The 17,554-nt window shown below is 68.0% G+C and carries 18 protein-coding genes; 10 read left to right on the plus strand and 8 right to left on the minus strand.

Annotated features, from left to right (window positions below; translation table 11 throughout):
* Nucleotides 1–8 precede the first annotated feature (8 nt).
* The 8 genes from AMYAL_RS0117645 to AMYAL_RS0117680 all read left to right on the plus strand — a co-directional run bounded on the left by AMYAL_RS0117645 (nucleotide 9) and on the right by AMYAL_RS0117680 (nucleotide 8,386).
* Entirely contained in the window at nucleotides 9–266 is a 258-nt protein-coding gene (locus AMYAL_RS0117645; protein WP_020632633.1) for a hypothetical protein, read from the plus strand.
* Nucleotides 209–2,296, plus strand: coding sequence for a murein biosynthesis integral membrane protein MurJ (gene murJ, locus AMYAL_RS0117650; RefSeq protein WP_020632634.1), 2,088 nt, complete (start codon nucleotides 209–211; stop codon nucleotides 2,294–2,296). Before AMYAL_RS0117645 ends, murJ begins: the two co-directional genes overlap by 58 nt.
* 120 nt (nucleotides 2,297–2,416) lie before the next feature.
* Entirely contained in the window at nucleotides 2,417–3,976 is a 1,560-nt protein-coding gene (locus tag AMYAL_RS0117655) for a protein kinase family protein (RefSeq protein ID WP_020632635.1), read from the plus strand.
* A gap of 31 nt (nucleotides 3,977–4,007) precedes the next feature.
* Nucleotides 4,008–4,667, plus strand: a complete 660-nt coding sequence (gene sigM, locus AMYAL_RS0117660; protein WP_026467183.1) for an RNA polymerase sigma factor SigM — start codon at nucleotides 4,008–4,010, stop codon at nucleotides 4,665–4,667.
* Nucleotides 4,664–5,449, plus strand: coding sequence for a hypothetical protein (locus AMYAL_RS0117665; RefSeq protein ID WP_020632636.1), 786 nt, complete (start codon nucleotides 4,664–4,666; stop codon nucleotides 5,447–5,449). Before sigM ends, AMYAL_RS0117665 begins: the two co-directional genes overlap by 4 nt.
* 175 nt (nucleotides 5,450–5,624) lie before the next feature.
* Nucleotides 5,625–6,620, plus strand: coding sequence for a thioredoxin-disulfide reductase (gene trxB, locus AMYAL_RS0117670; protein ID WP_020632637.1), 996 nt, complete (start codon nucleotides 5,625–5,627; stop codon nucleotides 6,618–6,620).
* Nucleotides 6,621–6,660: 40 nt separating this feature from the next.
* Nucleotides 6,661–6,987, plus strand: coding sequence for a thioredoxin (gene trxA, locus AMYAL_RS0117675; protein WP_020632638.1), 327 nt, complete (start codon nucleotides 6,661–6,663; stop codon nucleotides 6,985–6,987).
* Between the two features lie 250 nt (nucleotides 6,988–7,237).
* Complete coding sequence (locus tag AMYAL_RS0117680) at nucleotides 7,238–8,386, plus strand: N-acetylmuramoyl-L-alanine amidase (RefSeq protein WP_020632639.1); 1,149 nt, start codon at nucleotides 7,238–7,240, stop codon at nucleotides 8,384–8,386.
* A 298-nt stretch (nucleotides 8,387–8,684) separates the two neighbouring features.
* On the opposite strand, the gene AMYAL_RS0117685 is transcribed toward AMYAL_RS0117680, so the two are convergent.
* The gene (locus AMYAL_RS0117685; RefSeq protein ID WP_026467184.1) at nucleotides 8,685–9,329 is read right to left on the minus strand and encodes a GNAT family N-acetyltransferase; all 645 of its coding nucleotides are present in this window, start codon (nucleotides 9,327–9,329) and stop codon (nucleotides 8,685–8,687) included.
* 194 nt (nucleotides 9,330–9,523) lie between these two features.
* Between AMYAL_RS0117685 and AMYAL_RS0117690 the strand changes: the two genes are divergently transcribed.
* Entirely contained in the window at nucleotides 9,524–10,843 is a 1,320-nt protein-coding gene (locus AMYAL_RS0117690) for an aminotransferase-like domain-containing protein (RefSeq protein ID WP_026467185.1), read from the plus strand.
* A gap of 31 nt (nucleotides 10,844–10,874) precedes the next feature.
* Nucleotides 10,875–11,825 carry a D-alanine--D-alanine ligase family protein gene (locus AMYAL_RS0117695; RefSeq protein ID WP_020632642.1) on the plus strand — a complete coding sequence of 317 codons (951 nt, stop codon included), beginning with the start codon at nucleotides 10,875–10,877 and terminating at the stop codon, nucleotides 11,823–11,825.
* Between the two features lie 6 nt (nucleotides 11,826–11,831).
* Here the strand turns inward: AMYAL_RS0117695 and AMYAL_RS0117700 are convergent, their stop codons facing one another.
* The 7 genes from AMYAL_RS0117700 to yidC form a co-directional block, all read right to left on the minus strand.
* A complete protein-coding gene (locus tag AMYAL_RS0117700) occupies nucleotides 11,832–12,206 on the minus strand; it encodes a hypothetical protein (RefSeq protein ID WP_020632643.1) in 375 nt (124 codons plus the stop codon).
* Nucleotides 12,203–12,895: an HAD family hydrolase gene (locus tag AMYAL_RS0117705; RefSeq protein WP_342364861.1), complete on the minus strand. Its 693-nt coding sequence runs from the start codon at nucleotides 12,893–12,895 to the stop codon at nucleotides 12,203–12,205. Before AMYAL_RS0117705 ends, AMYAL_RS0117700 begins: the two co-directional genes overlap by 4 nt.
* Nucleotides 12,896–12,959: 64 nt before the next feature.
* Nucleotides 12,960–13,976, minus strand: a complete 1,017-nt coding sequence (locus tag AMYAL_RS0117710) for a ParB/RepB/Spo0J family partition protein (RefSeq protein ID WP_020632645.1) — start codon at nucleotides 13,974–13,976, stop codon at nucleotides 12,960–12,962.
* Complete coding sequence (locus AMYAL_RS0117715; RefSeq protein WP_020632646.1) at nucleotides 13,973–14,902, minus strand: ParA family protein; 930 nt, start codon at nucleotides 14,900–14,902, stop codon at nucleotides 13,973–13,975. The genes AMYAL_RS0117710 and AMYAL_RS0117715 overlap by 4 nt, the downstream gene beginning before the upstream one ends.
* A 64-nt stretch (nucleotides 14,903–14,966) precedes the next feature.
* On the minus strand, nucleotides 14,967–15,647 hold the full coding sequence (gene rsmG / locus AMYAL_RS0117720) for a 16S rRNA (guanine(527)-N(7))-methyltransferase RsmG (RefSeq protein WP_020632647.1): 681 nt from the start codon (nucleotides 15,645–15,647) through the stop codon (nucleotides 14,967–14,969).
* Between the two features lie 214 nt (nucleotides 15,648–15,861).
* Nucleotides 15,862–16,419, minus strand: coding sequence for a Jag family protein (locus tag AMYAL_RS0117725; RefSeq protein ID WP_020632648.1), 558 nt, complete (start codon nucleotides 16,417–16,419; stop codon nucleotides 15,862–15,864).
* Nucleotides 16,420–16,449: 30 nt separating this feature from the next.
* Complete coding sequence (gene yidC, locus AMYAL_RS0117730) at nucleotides 16,450–17,553, minus strand: membrane protein insertase YidC (protein WP_020632649.1); 1,104 nt, start codon at nucleotides 17,551–17,553, stop codon at nucleotides 16,450–16,452.
* Between the last annotated feature and the right edge of the window lies 1 nt (nucleotide 17,554).

Consider the following 17,554-nt stretch of genomic DNA (forward strand, 5'->3'; position numbering starts at 1 on the left):
AGAGCCGGGTGTACCGCCCGAGCGTGCAGGCCGTCCCCGGCGCGAAGGTACTCCGCCACCGCCCCGTCGCACCGATGGCCCGGCACGCCGTCCGGAACGTTCAGGACGCCCTGAACGCGCTGAACGCCGTCAGCCGCCACCGCAGCAGCTCCCGCCCGAACGCGGTGAGCGCCCGCGGCGTGCGGCGCCACCGCCGCCTCAGCAGCCGGTGGACGGTCGCCGCCAGCGAGCGGCGGGCCGCCCCGACGACGAGACACGGCGGCTGAGGCCACCCCAGAACCCACAGAACCCGCCGCCGACCCGGCAGGCCCAGACGCCGCCTCCGCCGACCCGGCGCCAGCAGGTTCCGCCGTCGCCGGGGCAGCAGCTGCCGCAGCCGTCCCAGAATCCGCCGCCGAACGCGCCGCCACGCCGTCCGACGGCGCCGCAGGCGCTCAACCAGACGCCGCCCCCGCCGCATCGCGGGCGCCGTCAGCCGCCGCCGGTCCGCCCGTGGCAGGTCGACCGGCGCGACGAACCCGACGCGACGCGGTTCATCCCGCGCACCCCCGGCGTCCCGATGGGATCGCGCTGGCCGGTCGCCGACCCCGACGTCCTCCGCCCGTACGACCAGCTCGCCACGCAGGTCATGCCTGCGATCAAGGACGCGCCGCTGGTCATGCCGCGGCCGGGGGAGACCGGCGAACAAGACGTCGCCGCCCCGGCGCAGGCGCCGTCCATCGCGAAGTCCAGCGGCCGGATGGCGATCGCCTCGCTGATCAGCCGCATCACCGGTTTCGCGTGGAAGCTGCTGCTCGTCGCGGCCATCGGCGCCAAGGTCGAGAACGACTCGTTCAACGTCGCCAACACGATGCCGAACATCATCTTCGAACTGCTGATGGGCGGCGTGCTGTCCAGCCTCGTGGTCCCGCTGCTCGTGCGGTCACAGGACGACAAGGACGGCGGCGAGGCCTACACCCAGCGGCTGGTCACGGTGGCGGGCACGCTGCTCGTCATCGGGACGGCGATCGCGGTTTTCGCCGCGCCGCTGATCACCAAGCTCTACGTCGACGACAAGGGGCAGGCGAACCCCGACCTGGTCACCGCGTTCGCGTACCTGCTGCTGCCGCAGATCTTCTTCTACGGCGTGTTCGCGCTGCTCTCGGCGATCCTGAACGCGAAGCACATCTTCGGCCCGACGGCCTGGGCGCCGGTGATCAACAACCTGGTCGTCATCTTCACGATCCTCGTGGTGTGGATCATGCCGGGCGACATCTCGACCAATCCGGTGTCGATCACCGACCCGAAGGTGCTGACGCTGGGCCTCGGCGTGACAGCGGGCATCGTGGCGCAGTCGATCCTGCTGATCCCGCCGCTGCTGCGGTCGGGCTTCAAGCCCAAGTGGCGCTGGGGCATCGACAAGCGCATGAAGGAGTTCGGCGGGCTCGCGCTGTGGACCGTCGGCTACGTCGCGGTCAGCCAGGTCGGCTACACGATCACGACCCGCGTCCTGACCAGCGGTTCGGAAGGCGGCGTGACCGCGTACAGCAACGCGTGGCTGCTGTTCCAGCTGCCGTACGGCGTCATCGGTGTGTCGCTGCTGACCGCGATCATGCCGAGGATGAGCCGCGCGGCCGCGGACGGGGACCACAAGAAGCTGATCGGCGACCTCTCCTACGCCTCCCGGATCTCGACGGTGACGCTCCTGCCGATCTCCGCGGTGATGACCGTTGTGGGCGGTTCGGTCGGTATCGCCCTGTTCACCTTGGGCAAGGGCAAGATCGAGGACGCGACGCGGCTGGGCGAGGCACTGGCCATCTCCGCGTTCGCGCTGCTGCCGTACGCGCTGGTCATGCTGCAGATGCGGGTGTTCTACGCGATGAAGGACGCGCGGACACCGGTGCTGATCATGATCGTGATGACCGTGGTCAAGGTGCCGCTGCTGTACCTGTGCCCCGCGCTGCTGTCGCCGAACAACATCGTGCTCGGCGTGATGATGGTCAACGGCCTCACGTTCGTCGTCGGCGCGATCCTCGGCCAGGTCTGGCTGTGGGTGACCCTCGGCAACCTCCGGAGCAAGCGGGTTCTCGGAGTGATCCTCTTCACGGTCGTCGCGAGTGTGCTCGGGGTCGGCGCGGCGTGGCTCGCCGGGCAGATCGTTCCCGACTCGTTCGGGCCTACTTTCCATGCCTGGGTGAAACTTCTGCTGCAGACGATCGTCGGGATCGTGGTGTCGTTCGGCGTGCTCATGGCCCTGAAGGTCGAGGAATTGAAGCCCGCCACGGCGAGGATCACCCGGTTGATCAAGCGGCGATAACGATTCACGCACGGATGGCGCGCGTTCACGGGTCGTATTCTGGGTACCCTCGGGGCGGGAGCTACGCGGGAGAGTGCGGTGGATACGAGACGGAGCGAACAGGCAGGGGAGGCGAGCCAGGTGGGCGTTCGTGCCCAAGGCGGGTCGCTGGCCCCTGGCCGGGTCGTCGGTGACGGCCGGTATCGCCTGCTCGCACAGTTCGGGGTGGACGAACGGGCGGCGGCGCATCTTTGGCGCGCCCGCGACGGGCAGCTGAAGCGGGACGTGGCGCTGACGCTGCTGGTCGGCGACCCGGCGGACGCGGAGGCCGCGAGGCTCGCGCGCCGGACGCTGGAGCGTGCCGCGCACGCCTCGAAGTTCGGCCACGGCGGGGTCGCGCGCGTCCTCGACGTGCTGAGCCTCGGCAGCGGCGTCACCTCGAGCGAAGGTCTGCTCGGTGTCGTCGTCGCCGAATGGACCAAGGGCAGCGACCTGGTCGACCTGGTGGCGCAGCGCCCGGTGGCGCCCGCCGCGGCGGCCAGGATGGTGCAGGCGCTGGCGGAAGCCGTCGACCACGCCCATCAGAACGGTCTCGTCCTCGGCCTCGACCATCCGCAGCGCCTGCGGCTCACCCCGGACGGCGCGCTGAAGCTCGCCTTCCCCGGCCCCTTGCCCGAAGCGACCCTTCGCGACGACGTCAAGGCGCTCGGCGCGGTCCTGTACCTGCTGCTGACCGGCCGCTGGGCCCTGCCCGGCGGCCCGGCCGCGATCCCGGCGGCGCCGCACGCGCCGACCGGACGGGTCATCCCGCCGCGTTCACTGGTCCCGACGGTGCCGGTCGAGCTCTCTTCGCTCGCCGTCCGCACCATCGAGGACGGCGGCCACGGCGGTATCCGCACCAGCGCGGCCATCCTGCGCGTGCTGGACCAGGCCGCCGAAGCCGAGGAGCGCACCCAGCTGATCAAGGCCGTCGGCGAGGAAGAAGCCGTGGCCGAACCGGACGGCACGGTCTGGACGACGAAGAAACCGGTCAAGGACGTCGCGCGGCGCAAGAAGCTGGCGTTCGGCGTGACCGTGCTGGTCGTCGCGACCGTGGTCATCCTCGCCTGGGGCGGGATGATGCTGATCAACCTGTTCCAGGGCGAATCGAAGTCCAGCGGCCCGAACATGAACGTCGCCGCGTCGTCGGCTTCGGTGGCTCCGCCGCCACCAGGCCAGCAGCCGCCGCCCAGTCAGCAGCCGCCGGCGCCCACCGTGGGTGCCGCGGTGAAGCCGTCCGCCGTCGCCGTGTTCAACCCCGGCAGCAAGGGCGACAGCCCCGGCAAAGCCAGAAACACGACCGACGGCGACGCCGGCACCGCGTGGAAGACCGACGAGTACGACGAGCAGTTCCCGGTCCTGAAGAACGGTGTCGGGCTGATCGCGACCTTCAAGGACCCGATCAATCTCAGCCAGATCAAGATCGACGCGGGAAGCGCCGGCTCGAAGGTCGAGATCCGCTCCGCCGACAAGAAGAACCCGAAGCTCGACGAGACGAAGGTCGTCGGCGGCGGGGACCTCGCGGCGGGTGAATCGACCATCGCGTTGCAGCAGCCGCAGCAGGGTCAGTACTTCATCATCTGGATCACTCAGCTGGGTGAAGATGGCGATGGCAAGTTCGTCACCGAACTCAAGGAGCTGACCTTCCTGCCTGCGGGGTGACGTAAATCAAGGGGTCAGTAGGCTCTCACGGGTGACAGCTGCAGCTCCAACGGACGCGGATCTCATAGCGGCGCATGCCGCCGGTGACCCGCACGCGTTCAGTGAACTGGTCCAGCGACATCGAGACCGCATGTGGGCGGTGGCCCTGCGCACCGTGCGGGATCCGGAAGAAGCCGCGGACGCCCTACAGGACGCGTTCATCTCCGCGTTCCGAGCAGCGGGCAATTTTCGAGCCGAATCGCAGGTCACGACGTGGTTGCACCGCATCGTCGTGAACGCGTGCCTCGACCGCATCCGGCGGGGCAAGGCCAGACCGACCGTTCCGCTGCCCGAGACCGGGCAGTTCAACGAGCCCGCCTCGCCGCGCGACTCGATGTCCGAGCGCGAGACGAGTCTCGTCGTCAAGGAAGCCCTCGATCAGCTTCCCGAAGAGCAACGTGCCCCGATCGTGTTGGTCGACGTCGAGGGATACTCCGTCGCCGAGACGGCGAAAATGCTCGGTATCGCCGAGGGCACGGTCAAGAGCAGGTGTGCTCGAGGCCGCGGAAAGCTCGCGAAGGTTCTCGGACATCTACGGAACCCCGATGCGATTGCGAACGTCCCAACTCACGAAAGCAAACGAGAGCGCGCTACCCCGGAACGGGGTGCCAGGCGTCCTCAGGGCACGCCGGGTGACGGGGAGGGAAGATGACAGACGAGAGCAGGGGGATCGGCGGGACCGTCGGTCCGCCGTGGTCTGTCGACGTGCTCGCCGACCTGCACGCAGGCGTGCTGGACGAGCGAGAGGCGGCCGAACTGTGGCCGCTGGTGAACGCCGACCCCGAAGCACTGGCGATCATCGAAGCACTGAGGTCGACCACGGCCGATCTCGCGGGACTCGCGAACGAGCCGGTCGCACCGATGCCGGCGGAGTACGCGGCCCGGATCGACGCGGCGCTGGCCGCGGAGATGCGGACGTCGCCTGCCTTTCAAGGCGCACCTGAAGGGCAGCAGGCGCAGGTCGCCCCGGTGGTGGACCTCGCGGCCGCACGACGGCGGCGGAACAAGCGGATCGGCTGGGGCGCGGGGATAGCGACCGTGGCCGCGGCGGCCATCGCCGCCGTCGCGATCGTCGTACCCACCACCCAGCAGTCGACACCGGGCGGCGTCGCGCAGCCCCCGCCCGCCCCCACCGGCCCTTCGGTCGGCGGAGACGGCCACGGCGCCGAAGCTCTCGTCGGCAAGGCGATCGGCGTACGCGACTTCGGCTCACTGAAGACCGAAGAGAAGCTCGACGCCTGTGTCGAGGCCGCCGGCCTGGACCCCGACGTGCGGCCGGAGGGCATCCGGCCGGTGAACGTCGCGGGCAAGGACGGCGTGATGGTGATCTACACCACAGGCAAGCTCGCCCAGTTCCGCATCGTCGCCTTCGGGGCCGACTGCGGCCCTGGCAAACCGTCGATCCTCTTCGACAAGATCATCGGCCAGAAGTAGGCGGTAGACGGCGATAGCAGCGGTAGCAAAGGTCCCCTGCTCCCGAGATGGGGAGCAGGGGACCTTTGCTATCGCCGTCGCAAGGCAGGAGAAGTAGCGCCGGTCACCACGGGAACACCGGCCCTTACGATCGTGTTGAGCCTGGTGAACAGGTCACTACGAGCGGAGGTCACGGGTGGCTGCCGAGGAGATCAGGAACCTGATCATTGTGGGATCGGGTCCTGCGGGATACACCGCCGCTGTCTACGCGGCACGAGCGCAGCTCGAACCACTGGTGTTCGAGGGCACTCAGTTCGGCGGTGCGCTGATGACGACGACGGAGGTCGAGAACTTCCCCGGCTTCCGCGAAGGCATCCAGGGTCCCGACCTCATGGAAGAGATGCGCGAGCAGGCCAAGCGTTTCGGCGCGGATCTGCGCCAGGAGGACGTCGAGTCCGTCGAGCTGATCGGTGACGTCAAGTACGTCGTCGCGAACGGCAAGCGCTACGCGGCCCGCGCGGTCGTGCTCTCGATGGGCGCCGCGGCCCGCTATCTGAACGTGCCCGGCGAGCAGGAACTGCTCGGCCGCGGTGTTTCGGCCTGTGCCACCTGCGACGGTTTCTTCTTCCGCGACCACGACATCGTGGTCGCCGGTGGCGGTGACTCCGCGATGGAGGAGGCGACCTTCCTGACGAAGTTCGCCAAGTCCGTCACGATCGTCCACCGTCGCGAGGAGTTCCGCGCTTCCAGGATCATGCTGGAGCGCGCCCGCGAGAACGAGAAGATCAAGTGGGCGCTAAACAAGCAGGTCACGGGCGTCGCGGGCGAGGGCAAGGTCGAGGGCCTGAAGCTCAAGGACACGGTGACCGGCGAGGAATCGCAGCTGGACGTGACCGGGTTCTTCGTCGCGATCGGTCACGACCCGCGCAGCGAACTCGTGCGCGGTCAGGTCGACCTCGACGAGGACGGCTACGTGCTCACCAAGGGCCGGACCTCGTACACGAACCTTCCCGGTGTTTTCGCGGCAGGCGACCTGGTCGACCGCACGTACCGGCAGGCGATCACCGCCGCGGGCTCGGGCTGCGCCGCGGCGATCGACGCGGAACGATGGTTGGCGGAGCACGCCGGCGTCGAGACCGCCCAGGGGACCCCTGAGCTGGTCGGCGGCGGCTACGGCGCCACCGCCAACTGATCTTTCCCGCACCGGAGTTCACCACCCAGAAGGAGACACCATGGCCAACAACACCGTGACGGTGACCGACAAGACGTTCGTCGACGACGTGCTCACGAGCGACAAGCCCGTGCTGGTCGACTTCTGGGCGACCTGGTGCGGTCCGTGCAAGATGGTCGCCCCGGTGCTCGAGGAGATCGCGGCGGAGAACGGCGAGAAGCTGACCGTCGCGAAGCTCGACATCGACGCGAACCCGAACACTGCGCGTGACTACCAGGTGATGTCGATCCCGACGCTGATCCTGTTCCAGGGCGGCAAGCCGGTGAAGCAGATCGTCGGCGCCAAGCCCAAGGCCGCGCTGCTGTCGGATCTCGCCGACGTCCTCTGATCTCGCGTTTCACCTGCCGAAACCCGGAGCCTGCCCAGGCTCCGGGTTTCGTCGTTCGGCGGAACGGGTACAGCTCACTGTTACGGCAACGCCTGGACGGGTTCCACGAACGGGGACTTGACGCACCGACCGGGCCTCCGCGCTCACCGAGAGTTCACAGGGCACAATAGAGCACCGGGGTTCGCCCCGCAGGTTTTTCAAGTCGTGCATCGAGCTCGATTCGGTGCCCAAAAGGAAGAGCGAGGAGTGCATGCGGGTACTCCGCCGCGGTGACGCCGGACCGGACGTCGCCGAGATCAGGTCCACGCTGGCGGCGATGGAGCTGCTCCCGCCGGTGACCGAATCCGGGGAGTACGAGGTCTTCGACACGGCGATGGAACATGCCGTGCGCGCGTTCCAGCAGGGCCGTGGGCTCATCACTGACGGTCTGGTGGGTCCGGCGACCTACCAGGCGCTTCGCGGTGCGGGCTTCCACCTGGGCAGCCGCCCGCTGACCTACATGTTCTCCGCGCCCATGCAGGGTGACGACGTCTTCGCGCTCCAGGAGCGGCTGACCGAGCTCGGTTTCGACGCAGGCCGCCCGGACGGGCACTTCGGCGCCCAGACCGAACGGGCGCTCAAGACCTTCCAGCGCGACATGCGCCTGGTCGCCGACGGTATGTGCGGTCCGGCCACGATCCGCGAGCTGCACCGGCTGTCGTCGCCGCGTACCCGCGGCGGCCGCCCGGTTTTCCTGCGCGAGCAGGAGCAGGTGCGCCAGGCGGGTCCCCGGCTGCGCGGCAAGCGCATCGTGATCGACCCCGGCCACGGCGGCGAGGACCTCGGCGTCGTCGCGGGTGACCTGCGTGAAGCGGACCTCGCCTGGGATCTGGCGCGGCGGTTGGAAGGCCGGATGCAGGCCACGGGCATGGAGGCGCTGATCTCGCGCGGCCCGAACCAGAGCCCGAGCGAGGGTGAACGCGCCAAGTTCGCGAACGAGGCGGGCGCCGACCTGTTCCTGTCGCTGCACAACGACAAGAACCCCTCGCCGAAGGCGCAGGGTGTCGCGAGCTTCCACTTCGGCACCGGCAACGGCACCACGTCGACCGTCGGCGAACTGCTGGCGGGCTTCATCCAGCGTGAGCTGGCCGCCCGCACCGGCATGCTCGACTGCCGCACGCACTACAAGACCTGGGAGATCTTCACCCGCACCCGCTGCCCCGCGGTGCGGATCGAGATCGGCTACCTGACCAACCCGGAAGACAGCGCCAAACTGGCCGACCCGGCCTTCCGCGACATCGTCGCCGAAGGCATCCTGGTCGCCGTGAAGCGCCTGTACCTCCTCGGCGAAGGCGACCAGCCGACCGGCACGTTCACCTTCGCGGACGTCCTGGCCCACGAACTCGCCAAAGCGGAGTAGCCAGTCCTCCACACCCGCACGCGGGCGCACATCCCCCTGCCGAACCCCTCGGCACAACCGGTTGTGTGCCCCCTCGCCAAACCACGCCACCCCTAGATCACCCGGCGCGCAGCCCCCGCCCTTCCCAGGGGGGCGTCCCCAGGTCCAGCCTACCCATCCACAGATTTTCCACCGCTCCTATCAGCGATCTGTGGATAACTCGGCGGGTTACCCACAGCTGTCCCCAAGCGGGGGATGGCCTCTGCGCGCGCCTGAAAAGTCTGCTAAAGCGCCTCACCCAGGCGCGATGAAAGGTGGGTCAGGCGCGGCCGAGGCTCGGCTCGGCGGTGGTGATGGAGACCTGGCCGAGCAGCCGTTCGAGGGCCGCCTCCACGTCTTCCTTCCACGAGATCGCCGACCGCAGTTCCAGTCGCAGCCGCGGCCACCGCGGATGCGGCCGCACGGTCTTGAACCCGACGCTCTGCAGGAACGCGGCGGGCAGCACGCAGCTGTGCCCGCCGTCCGGATCGGTCTCGTCGGGCTTGGCGTCCCCGAAGGCCTCGATCGCGCGGACCCCGCGTTTGGTCAGATCCTTCGCGACGGCCTGCACCAGCATCCGGCCGAGCCCGCCACCCTGGAACTCGGGGAGGACCTGGAAGGCGGTCAGCAGCACCGCGTCCGGACCGGGCGGCGAAGTCGGGAAGGCCAGCGAGCGCGGCACGGCGTTCGGCGGCGCGTAGAGCACGAAGCCGACAGGCAAGGTGTCGCTGTACACGATCCGGCCGCAGGAGCCCCATTCCAGCAGGACGCTGGAGACCCAGGCTTCCTTCTCGACCTCTGTCGCGCCGTATTCCTCGGCCTGCGCCTTCAGATGCGGCGCCAGCTCCCAGTACACGCAGCGACGGCAGCTCTTGGGCAGATGTTCGAGATTGTCCAGGGTTACGCCCACGACGCGACGCGACACCGACGACCTCCCTGAACGACGACACCCGACGCAGCACTGTCCCGAGCAGGGCTCGCTGAAGGGGTCCTGACCGAGAATAGGCGGATGTGATGAACACCGGAAGGCCAGGGCCCCTCAAGCGAGGGTGGTTACACTCGATGGAACTACCAGTCGGTAGCGACTATGTCCACTTCGAAGCACGGGTGAAGCGCCTGATGACCGAGAATCGCCCTGTCCGGCCGGAGCCCGGCCGTCACAACCTCGACCCTCATCTCGACCGCTACGCCGCGCGTACGGCCGGAATGACTGCTTCCGAGATCAGGGCATTGTTCGCGGTAGCCAGTCGTCCCGAGGTGGTCTCGCTCGCCGGCGGGATGCCGAACCTCGCCGCGCTCCCGTTGGACACGTTGTCCGCGCAGGTCGGCGAGCTCATCGCCGAAGAAGGCCTGGTCGCGCTCCAGTACGGCTCGGCGCACGGCGTCCCGGCGCTGCGCGAGCAGATCTGCGAAATCATGGCTCTCGAGGGCATCAAGGCCCACCCGGACGACGTCGTCGTGACGGTCGGCTCGCAGATGGGCCTCGACATGGTCACCCGGCTGTTCTGCGACCCCGGCGACGTCATCATCGCCGAAGGTCCGTCTTACGTCGGCGCGCTCGGCTCGTTCGCCGCGTACCAGGCGGACGTCGTCCACGTCGCGATGGACGACCACGGCCTGGTCCCCGAAGGACTGCGTGCCGCGCTCGCGGAAACGCGGAAAGCGGGCCGCCGGGTCAAGTTCCTCTACACGATCCCCAACTTCCACAATCCCGGCGGCGTCACGCTGGCCGTCGAGCGGCGCGCGGAGATCGTGGAGATCTGCCGGGAGAACGACATCCTCATCGTCGAGGACAACCCGTACGGCCTGCTCGGTTTCAGCGGGCAGACGTACCCGGCGCTCCGTTCGATCGACCCCGACAACGTCGTGTACCTGGGCTCTTTCTCGAAGACCTTCGCTTCCGGCCTGCGGGTCGGCTGGGTCCTCGCGCCGCACGCCGTCCGGGAGAAACTGGTCCTCGCGGCCGAGTCCGCGACCCTTTGTCCGCCGACGCTTAACCAGTTGATCGTGTCGCGATACCTCGCGACTCACGACTGGATGGGTCAGATCAAGACCTTCCGCGAGAACTACCGGGAGCGCCGGGACGCGATCCTGTCCGCGCTCGATCAGCACATGCCCGCCGGCTGCAGCTGGACCAAACCCGACGGCGGGTTCTACGTCTGGATGACCGTCCCCGAAGGCGTGGACACGAAGGCGATGCTGCCGAGGGCCGTCACGGCCAGGGTCGCGTACGCCTCCGGAACTGGCTTCTACGCAGATGGTTTTGGCAGCAGACAGTTGCGGCTCTCCTACTGTTACCCGACGCCGGAGCGGATCCGCGAAGGCGTCCGGCGGCTCGCCGCCGTGCTCGAGTCCGAAATGGACCTCGCGCGTACCTTCGGTAACGTGAGCCCACGCTCGATCTCGGGGCCACAGAACCCCTCTCCGGACACGGTCTGACCGACCGTCCCCAAGCAAGAAGGAGTCCTCGGTGGCCGACCGCACCGTTGCCGTACTCGCAGGCGGACTTTCCCACGAACGCGATGTCTCACTCCGCTCCGGGCGACGGCTTTCGGTCGCGTTGCGGGCAGAAGGTCTCATCGTCGAGGAGTGGGACACCGACGCGGGTCTGCTCGAACGTCTTCGCACCCAGCGTCCCGACGCGGCCATCGTCGCCTTGCACGGTGGCGAGGGGGAGAACGGCGCGGTGCAGACGGTGCTGGAGATGCTCGACGTGCCTTACGTCGGCACCAGTTCGGCGGGCTGCCGCCGCGCGTGGGACAAGCCGACGGCCAAGGCGCTCGTCGCAGACGCGGGCTTCACCACGCCGGACTGGGTCGTGCTGCCGCACAGCACTTTCCGCGAGCTCGGCGCGCAGGCCGTGCTGGACGCGATGGTCGAGACGCTGGGCCTGCCCCTGATCCTCAAGCCCGACCAGGGCGGTTCGGCGCTGGGCGCGCAGGTGGTCAAGGAAGCCTCGGAGATGCCGGGCGCGATGGTCGGCTGCTTCGCTTACGGCGACACCGTTCTCGCCGAGAAGTTCGTATCGGGCGTCGAGGTGGCCGTGACGGTCATCGAGGGCGAAAACGGGCCCGAGGCCCTGCCCGCGGTCGAGATCGTGCCGGAGGGCGGCGTGTACGACTACAAGGCCCGCTACACCGCCGGGCTGACCGACTTCTTCACTCCCGCGCGGATCAGCGACGACGCCGCCAAGGCGGTCAGCGAGCTGGCCGTCGCCGTGCACCGGCAGCTCGGGCTGCGCGACATCTCGCGCACCGACGCCGTGGTCGCCGAGGACGGCAAGGTCTACTTCCTCGCGGTCAACCTGTCGCCGGGACTCACCGAGACCTCGCTCGTGCCCGTGGCGATGGAAGCCGCAGGCGCCACCCTCGGTTCGGTCTTCGCCGACCTCGTCGGACGGGCGATTTCCCGCAAGAGCTGAGGTTCTTCAGTCCCGGACGACGACCACCTGATATTCGTCCTCGTAGATGACCCGCCCTGGGCTCGCCGACCGGACGGTCTCGCACGGGACGTCAAGGGTCTTCAGAATCGCCAGGTAGCCGTCGACCCGCTCGATGAAGACCTGGGCGGTCGTCTTGAACCACGCCGCGGCTCCGGGATTCACCTCGGCGTCGTAGACGCTCGGATCCGTGTGCGCCGGGTTGATGAAGTTCGCGTCGTACCAGTCGTTGCTGGCCCGGCGAAACGCCTCTTGTTCGACGGTGAGGCGACCTGCCCGCGCGAGGTTGTTGACGAGCCCGAAGACCCCGGTGAAGGTTCCTCGCTCGTTGCGGATCGGGCTCTGAAAGCGAACGAAGGTCATCGCTGAGACCATCCGCGCACCCACGCCAGCAACTCCTCATCGCGCAGGGAGTCGACCACGACATCGGCGGGGAAGTCTTGATGCTTCAGCGTGGGCACCCCGATGACAGGCACCCCCGCCGCCCGTGCCGACCGGAGGCCGGTCATCGAGTCCTCGAACGCCAGCGCGTCGGCGGGCTCGACGGACAAGAGAGCACAAGCGGTCAGGTACATCTCCGGATCCGGCTTCGGCGCGGCCACCTCATCGGCGGCCAGTTTCACGGGAAACATTTCCGCGAGTCCGCCGCGAGCGAGCGCGGCCTCCAGGAGGGCTCGGGGCGAGTTGCTCGCGACGGCGACCGGAACGGCGGCGGCAGTCAGTTCGACCAACTCACGCGCGCCGGGCATCGCCTCCGCCTTCGCGGTGACGACCTCGGTCACCAACCTCAGCAACTCGTCCGCGATCTCGGCGCCGCCGCCCGGTTCGCCGAACGCCTCCGCCATCGCGTCGGCGGCGGCCGGCAGCGACTTGCCGATCACCAACGCCTTCTCGTCCGGACCGAACGGCAGACCCCGCCGCGAGAACAACTCGGTCTCGGCCACCGACCAACACGGCTCGGTGTCCATGAGCAATCCGTCGCAGTCGAAGACCACCGCGCGCGGATTTCGGCCGTCGAAAAGCCCCTTCACACTTGCCCCCAGTTCAAGCACTCAGTGTTACTTCGTCATCAGCACTGAGCTATCGTCACCGTGACAAAACGACCCGGTGTGATCCCTAATCGGTTTCGAGTGTCTGATTTGCCTGATTTTTGTCCATCAGTGCCACGATGCGTTCAAGATCGTCCACCGAGCCGAATTCGAGCGTGATCCGCCCTTTGCGGCGACCCAAGTCGACCTTCACGCGAGTGTCGAAGCGGTCCGAAAGCCGGTTCGCCAGTTCTTGCAGACCAGGAGCCTGGATCGGTTTGCGGGGAGCGGGCTTCGGCTTCGCCGGCTTTTCGCTCTTTTTGAGCGTGACGGCTTCCTCGGTCGCGCGGACCGACATGCCTTCCGCGACGATCCGCGCGGCCAGCTCTTCCTGACTGTCGGCGTCTTCGAGAGAGAGCAGCGCCCGCGCGTGGCCCGCCGAAAGCACCCCGGCCGCGACCCGTCGCTGGACCGCGAGGGGGAGTTTGAGCAAGCGGATCGTGTTCGTGATGACCGGGCGGCTGCGCCCGATCCGGCTTGCCAGCTCCTCGTGGGTGACCGCGAATTCGTCGAGCAGCTGCTGATACGCGGCCGCTTCTTCGAGCGGGTTGAGCTGAACGCGGTGGATGTTCTCGAGCAGCGCGTCGCGCAGCATCGCCTCGTCGGCGGTCTGCCGGACGATCGCCGGGATCGCCTCCAGCTCCGCCAGCTGAGACGCGCGCAGCCGCCGCTCGCCCATGACGAGTTCGTACTCGTCGGCGCCGAGCTCCCGGACCACGATGGGCTGCATGAGCCCGAACTCGCGAATCGAGTGCTCCAGCTCGTTGAGCGCGTCTTCGTCGAAGACGTGCCGCGGCTGCTTCGGGTTCGGCTTGATCTGGCTGACCGGCACCTCGCGGTAGACCGCGCCCGCGACCGCACCGCCCTGTGCACCGGCCGCGCCGTTGGCCGCGAACCAACCCTTGTCCTCCGGTCCCGACGGACCGGCCGGGGAAGCGGGGGCCACGGCCGCACCGTTCTCGGCCGGTGCCGCGGAGCCCGGTGGCGGGCCCGTGGGGATCAGGGCGGCGAGCCCGCGCCCGAGCCCCCCTCTGCGCTCGCTCATGCCGTACCGCTCCTTTCCTTCATCTCCGCTCCGCGCTGGGCGATCTCCTTCGCCGCGTCCACGTAGCTCATCGCGCCCCGAGAACCGGGGTCGTACGCGAGGACCGTCTGCCCGTATCCGGGCGCTTCGGAGACCTTCACGCTGCGCGGAATCACCGTCTTGAGGACAGTGTCCCCGAAGTGATTCCGGACCTCGTTCGTCACCTGATCGGCCAGCTTGGTCCGGCCGTCGTACATGGTGAGCAGAATCGTGGAGACGCTGAGTTCGCGGTTCAGGTGCGCCTGGACGAGTTCGATGTTGCTCAGCAGCTGCCCCAGACCTTCGAGCGCGTAGTACTCGCACTGGATCGGGATCAGCACCTCCTGCGCGGCGACCATCGCGTTGACGGTCAGCAGACCGAGCGACGGCGGGCAGTCGATGAAGACGTAGTCGACGCCGATCTCGTCGAGGATCTCGGACGAGAGCGCCTCCTTGAGCCGCATCTCACGGGACGCCATGGACACGAGTTCAATCTCGGCGCCGGCGAGGTCGATGGTCGCGGGAACGCAGTAGAGGTTCTCCGACTGCTCGCTCTGCGCCGCCGCCTCCGCGAGCGACACCTCACCGATCAGCACCTCGTAGATCGACGGCGTGCCGGACCGGTGGTCGATGTCGAGCGCCGTGCTCGCGTTGCCCTGAGGGTCGAGGTCGATCACGAGCGTCTTCAGCCCGTGGACGGCCAGGGCGGCGGCGAGGTTCACCGTACTCGTGGTCTTGCCGACGCCGCCCTTCTGATTGGCGACCGTCAGCACGCGCCGACGGGTCGGGCGGGGGAGCGCGCCCTTTTTGGGGTGCAGCACGCTGGCGGCACGGACGGCTTCTTCGGCGATGGGCGTCCAGCCGAGTTCGTGGCCGGTGCTCGCAGGGTCGGACGGTGGGGGAGTCACCGGTCTCGAGCCTCCTCTGTATTAGACGTTGGAGTCGTTCTGCGTTGTTTCACGTGGAACTGGACTAGCTGCGCCTGCCCCGCGGTCGGGACGATTTCGGAGGCAGACGGTGGATCACGACGACCGTGCTGGGGACTTCGAGCACCTTCGTGCCGCACTCGAAGACCTCCGGCTCGCCACCGCCGGCCTTCCGGACAGCGACGCGATCGCGCTCGATTTCTTCTCCGGCGCTCGCTCCTTTGAGGGCGACCAGAGCACCTTGGGGACGCACCAGGGGAAGACACCAGTTCGCGAGCCGGGCCAACGGAGCGACCGCCCGTGCGGTGACGACATCCGCGCCACCGAGCTCTTCACGTACCTGCCGCTCCTCCGCGCGCCCGCGGACAACGGTGATAGGGAGTTCCAGCTTCTCGGCAACCTCGGTCAGCCAGTCGATCCGGCGGGCCATCGGTTCGAGCAGAACGATATCGAGGTCCGGCCGACTGATCGCGAGCGGTACACCCGGAAGCCCCGCACCCGACCCGACGTCGACCACGCGGGCGCCGTCAGGGATCCGCTCGCCGATCACGGCGGAGTTCAGGACGTGTCGCTCCCAGAGCCGGTCGACCTCACGCGGCCCGATCAGTCCGCGCTCGACCCCGTGGCGTTCCAGGAGTTCGACATAGCCGCTGGCTTGCTCGACGCGGTCCCCGAATACTTCCGACGCCGCACTCCGTACCGATGCGGCGACCCCGTCCAAGCCCACTCTCGCTCCTCAACCTCGACGCCGTTTCACGTGAAACGCGCTCCGACTGATTGTCCATGACGTCGACCGCAAAGCGGGGAGACAGACCGAAGTTGTGGACAACTCCACTCGTCGCACCGCGTTTCACGTGAAACGCCACGCGTGTAATTCACCCTGGCAACAAAGAAGCGGCCCGCCGGATGACCGGCGGGCCGCTTCGCTGAGAAGAAAATCGTCAGGCGGGGAAGATGACGACCCGGCGCTTCGGGTCCTCTCCTTCGCTCTCGCTCTTGACCCCGTCGACGGCGGCGACCGCGTCGTGCACGACCTTCCGCTCGAACGGGCTCATCGGCTGGAGCCGGACGCGCTCGCCGGAGGAGACCACGGTCTCCGCGGTCGAGCGGCCGAGCTCGCGAAGCTCCTCGCGACGGTCCGCGCGCCAGCCCGCGATGTCCAGCATCAGACGGCTACGTGAACCGGTCTCCTGCTGGACCGCCAGCCGGGTCAGCTCCTGCAGCGCCTCGAGGACGGTGCCGCGCGGGCCGACCAGCTTCTCCAGATCCTCGCCACCGTCGATGCTCACGATCGCGCGGCCGGCTTCGACATCGAGGTCGATGTCGCCGTCGTAGTCCAAAAGATCGAGCAGCCGCTCGAGGTAGTCACCGGCGATGTCGCCCTCCTTCACGAGGACGTCGTCGTCGACACCTCCCTTGCGGCTGGTCTCTTCAGCGGCGCCTTCGACCTCGGCCGCGCTGTTCTCCTCGGCGTCGATCGTGTCGATCGTGTCCGCCATTGTTGGTCTCCTCTCCGGCCCGGATCGGCGTCAGCGACGCTTCCGGCCCGATTTCTTAGTCGAGTCCGAGATGAGACCGGGCGTGTCCGCGCCGTTCTCCTTCGAGCCGTTCGTCGTCGGCTCGGGTGATGCGTTCGTGGCGTCCTTCTTCTCCGTGGTGGCGGAACCGGTCTGGGCGAAGCCGTGGGGCGAGCCCGCCTTCTTGACCTGACCACCGGAGGACGGCTTGTTCTTCTTCTGCTGGACCGGCTTCTGGCCGGGGCGCGGCGCGGTCGGCTTCTGGCCCGGCTTCGGGCCGAGGTTCGCGCGCTTCTCCTTCTCGGCTTCCTTGCGGGCCTCTTCTTCCTTGTCGATCCGCGTGTAGACGAGACGCTGCTGCATCAGGGTCCAGCCGTTGTTGGCGAGCCAGTAGAAGAGGAGGCCGACCGGGAACAGCGCACCGAAGACGAGGACACCGAGCGGGAAGATGTACATCGTCAGCTTGTTCATCATCGCGGTCTGCGGGGTGGCCGACTCGGGGTTCTGGCGGGCGACCGAGTGACGCGCGGTCAGGTGCGTGGCGATGCTCGCGACGATCATCAGCGGGATCGCGACCGGGGCGACGCCCCAGTGGAAACCGGCGACCGTGTTGCCACCGCTGACCACGCCGACACCGGTGTAGATCGCGTCGCCGAGGGTGACGCCGAAGATCTTGGCGTGGACGTACGAATCGACGCCGGCCTGGGTGAAGAAGTAGTTCTCGGTCTTCGGGCCGCCGTACGGGTTGATCGTGAACATCCGCAGGACGTGGTTCAGACCGATGAAGACCGGGATCTGCAGCAGCATCGGCAGGCAGCTGCCCAGCGGGTTGACGCCGTGCTCCTTCTGGAGCTTCTGCATCTCCATCGCCTGGCGCTGCCGGTCGTTCGCGTACTTCTTCTGGAGCTTCTTCATCTCCGGCGCGAAGTCCTGCATCTTCTTCATCGACCGGACCTGGTTCACGAACGGCTTGAACATGATGCCGCGGACCGTGAACGTCAAGAAGATGATCGCGAGGATCCAGGAGACCGCGTTCGACTCGCCGAGCACGAACCCGAAGACCTTGTGCCAACACCACAAGATGAAGGACACGGGGTAGTAGATGAAGTCGAGCACT

The organism is Amycolatopsis alba DSM 44262 (assembly GCF_000384215.1).
Lineage (GTDB): Bacteria > Actinomycetota > Actinomycetes > Mycobacteriales > Pseudonocardiaceae > Amycolatopsis > Amycolatopsis alba.

Excerpts from the sequence above, each read along its gene's own strand:
- AMYAL_RS0117665 (WP_020632636.1), top strand. The coding sequence starts at position 4,664 with ATGACAGACGAGAGCAGGGGGATCGGCGGGACCGTCGGTCCGCCGTGG.
- trxA (WP_020632638.1), top strand. The coding sequence starts at position 6,661 with ATGGCCAACAACACCGTGACGGTGACCGACAAGACGTTCGTCGACGAC.
- AMYAL_RS0117680 (WP_020632639.1), top strand. The coding sequence starts at position 7,238 with ATGCGGGTACTCCGCCGCGGTGACGCCGGACCGGACGTCGCCGAGATC.
- AMYAL_RS0117690 (WP_026467185.1), top strand. The coding sequence starts at position 9,524 with ATGACCGAGAATCGCCCTGTCCGGCCGGAGCCCGGCCGTCACAACCTC.
- AMYAL_RS0117700 (WP_020632643.1), bottom strand. The coding sequence starts at position 12,206 with ATGACCTTCGTTCGCTTTCAGAGCCCGATCCGCAACGAGCGAGGAACC.
- AMYAL_RS0117710 (WP_020632645.1), bottom strand. The coding sequence starts at position 13,976 with ATGAGCGAGCGCAGAGGGGGGCTCGGGCGCGGGCTCGCCGCCCTGATC.
- AMYAL_RS0117725 (WP_020632648.1), bottom strand. The coding sequence starts at position 16,419 with ATGGCGGACACGATCGACACGATCGACGCCGAGGAGAACAGCGCGGCC.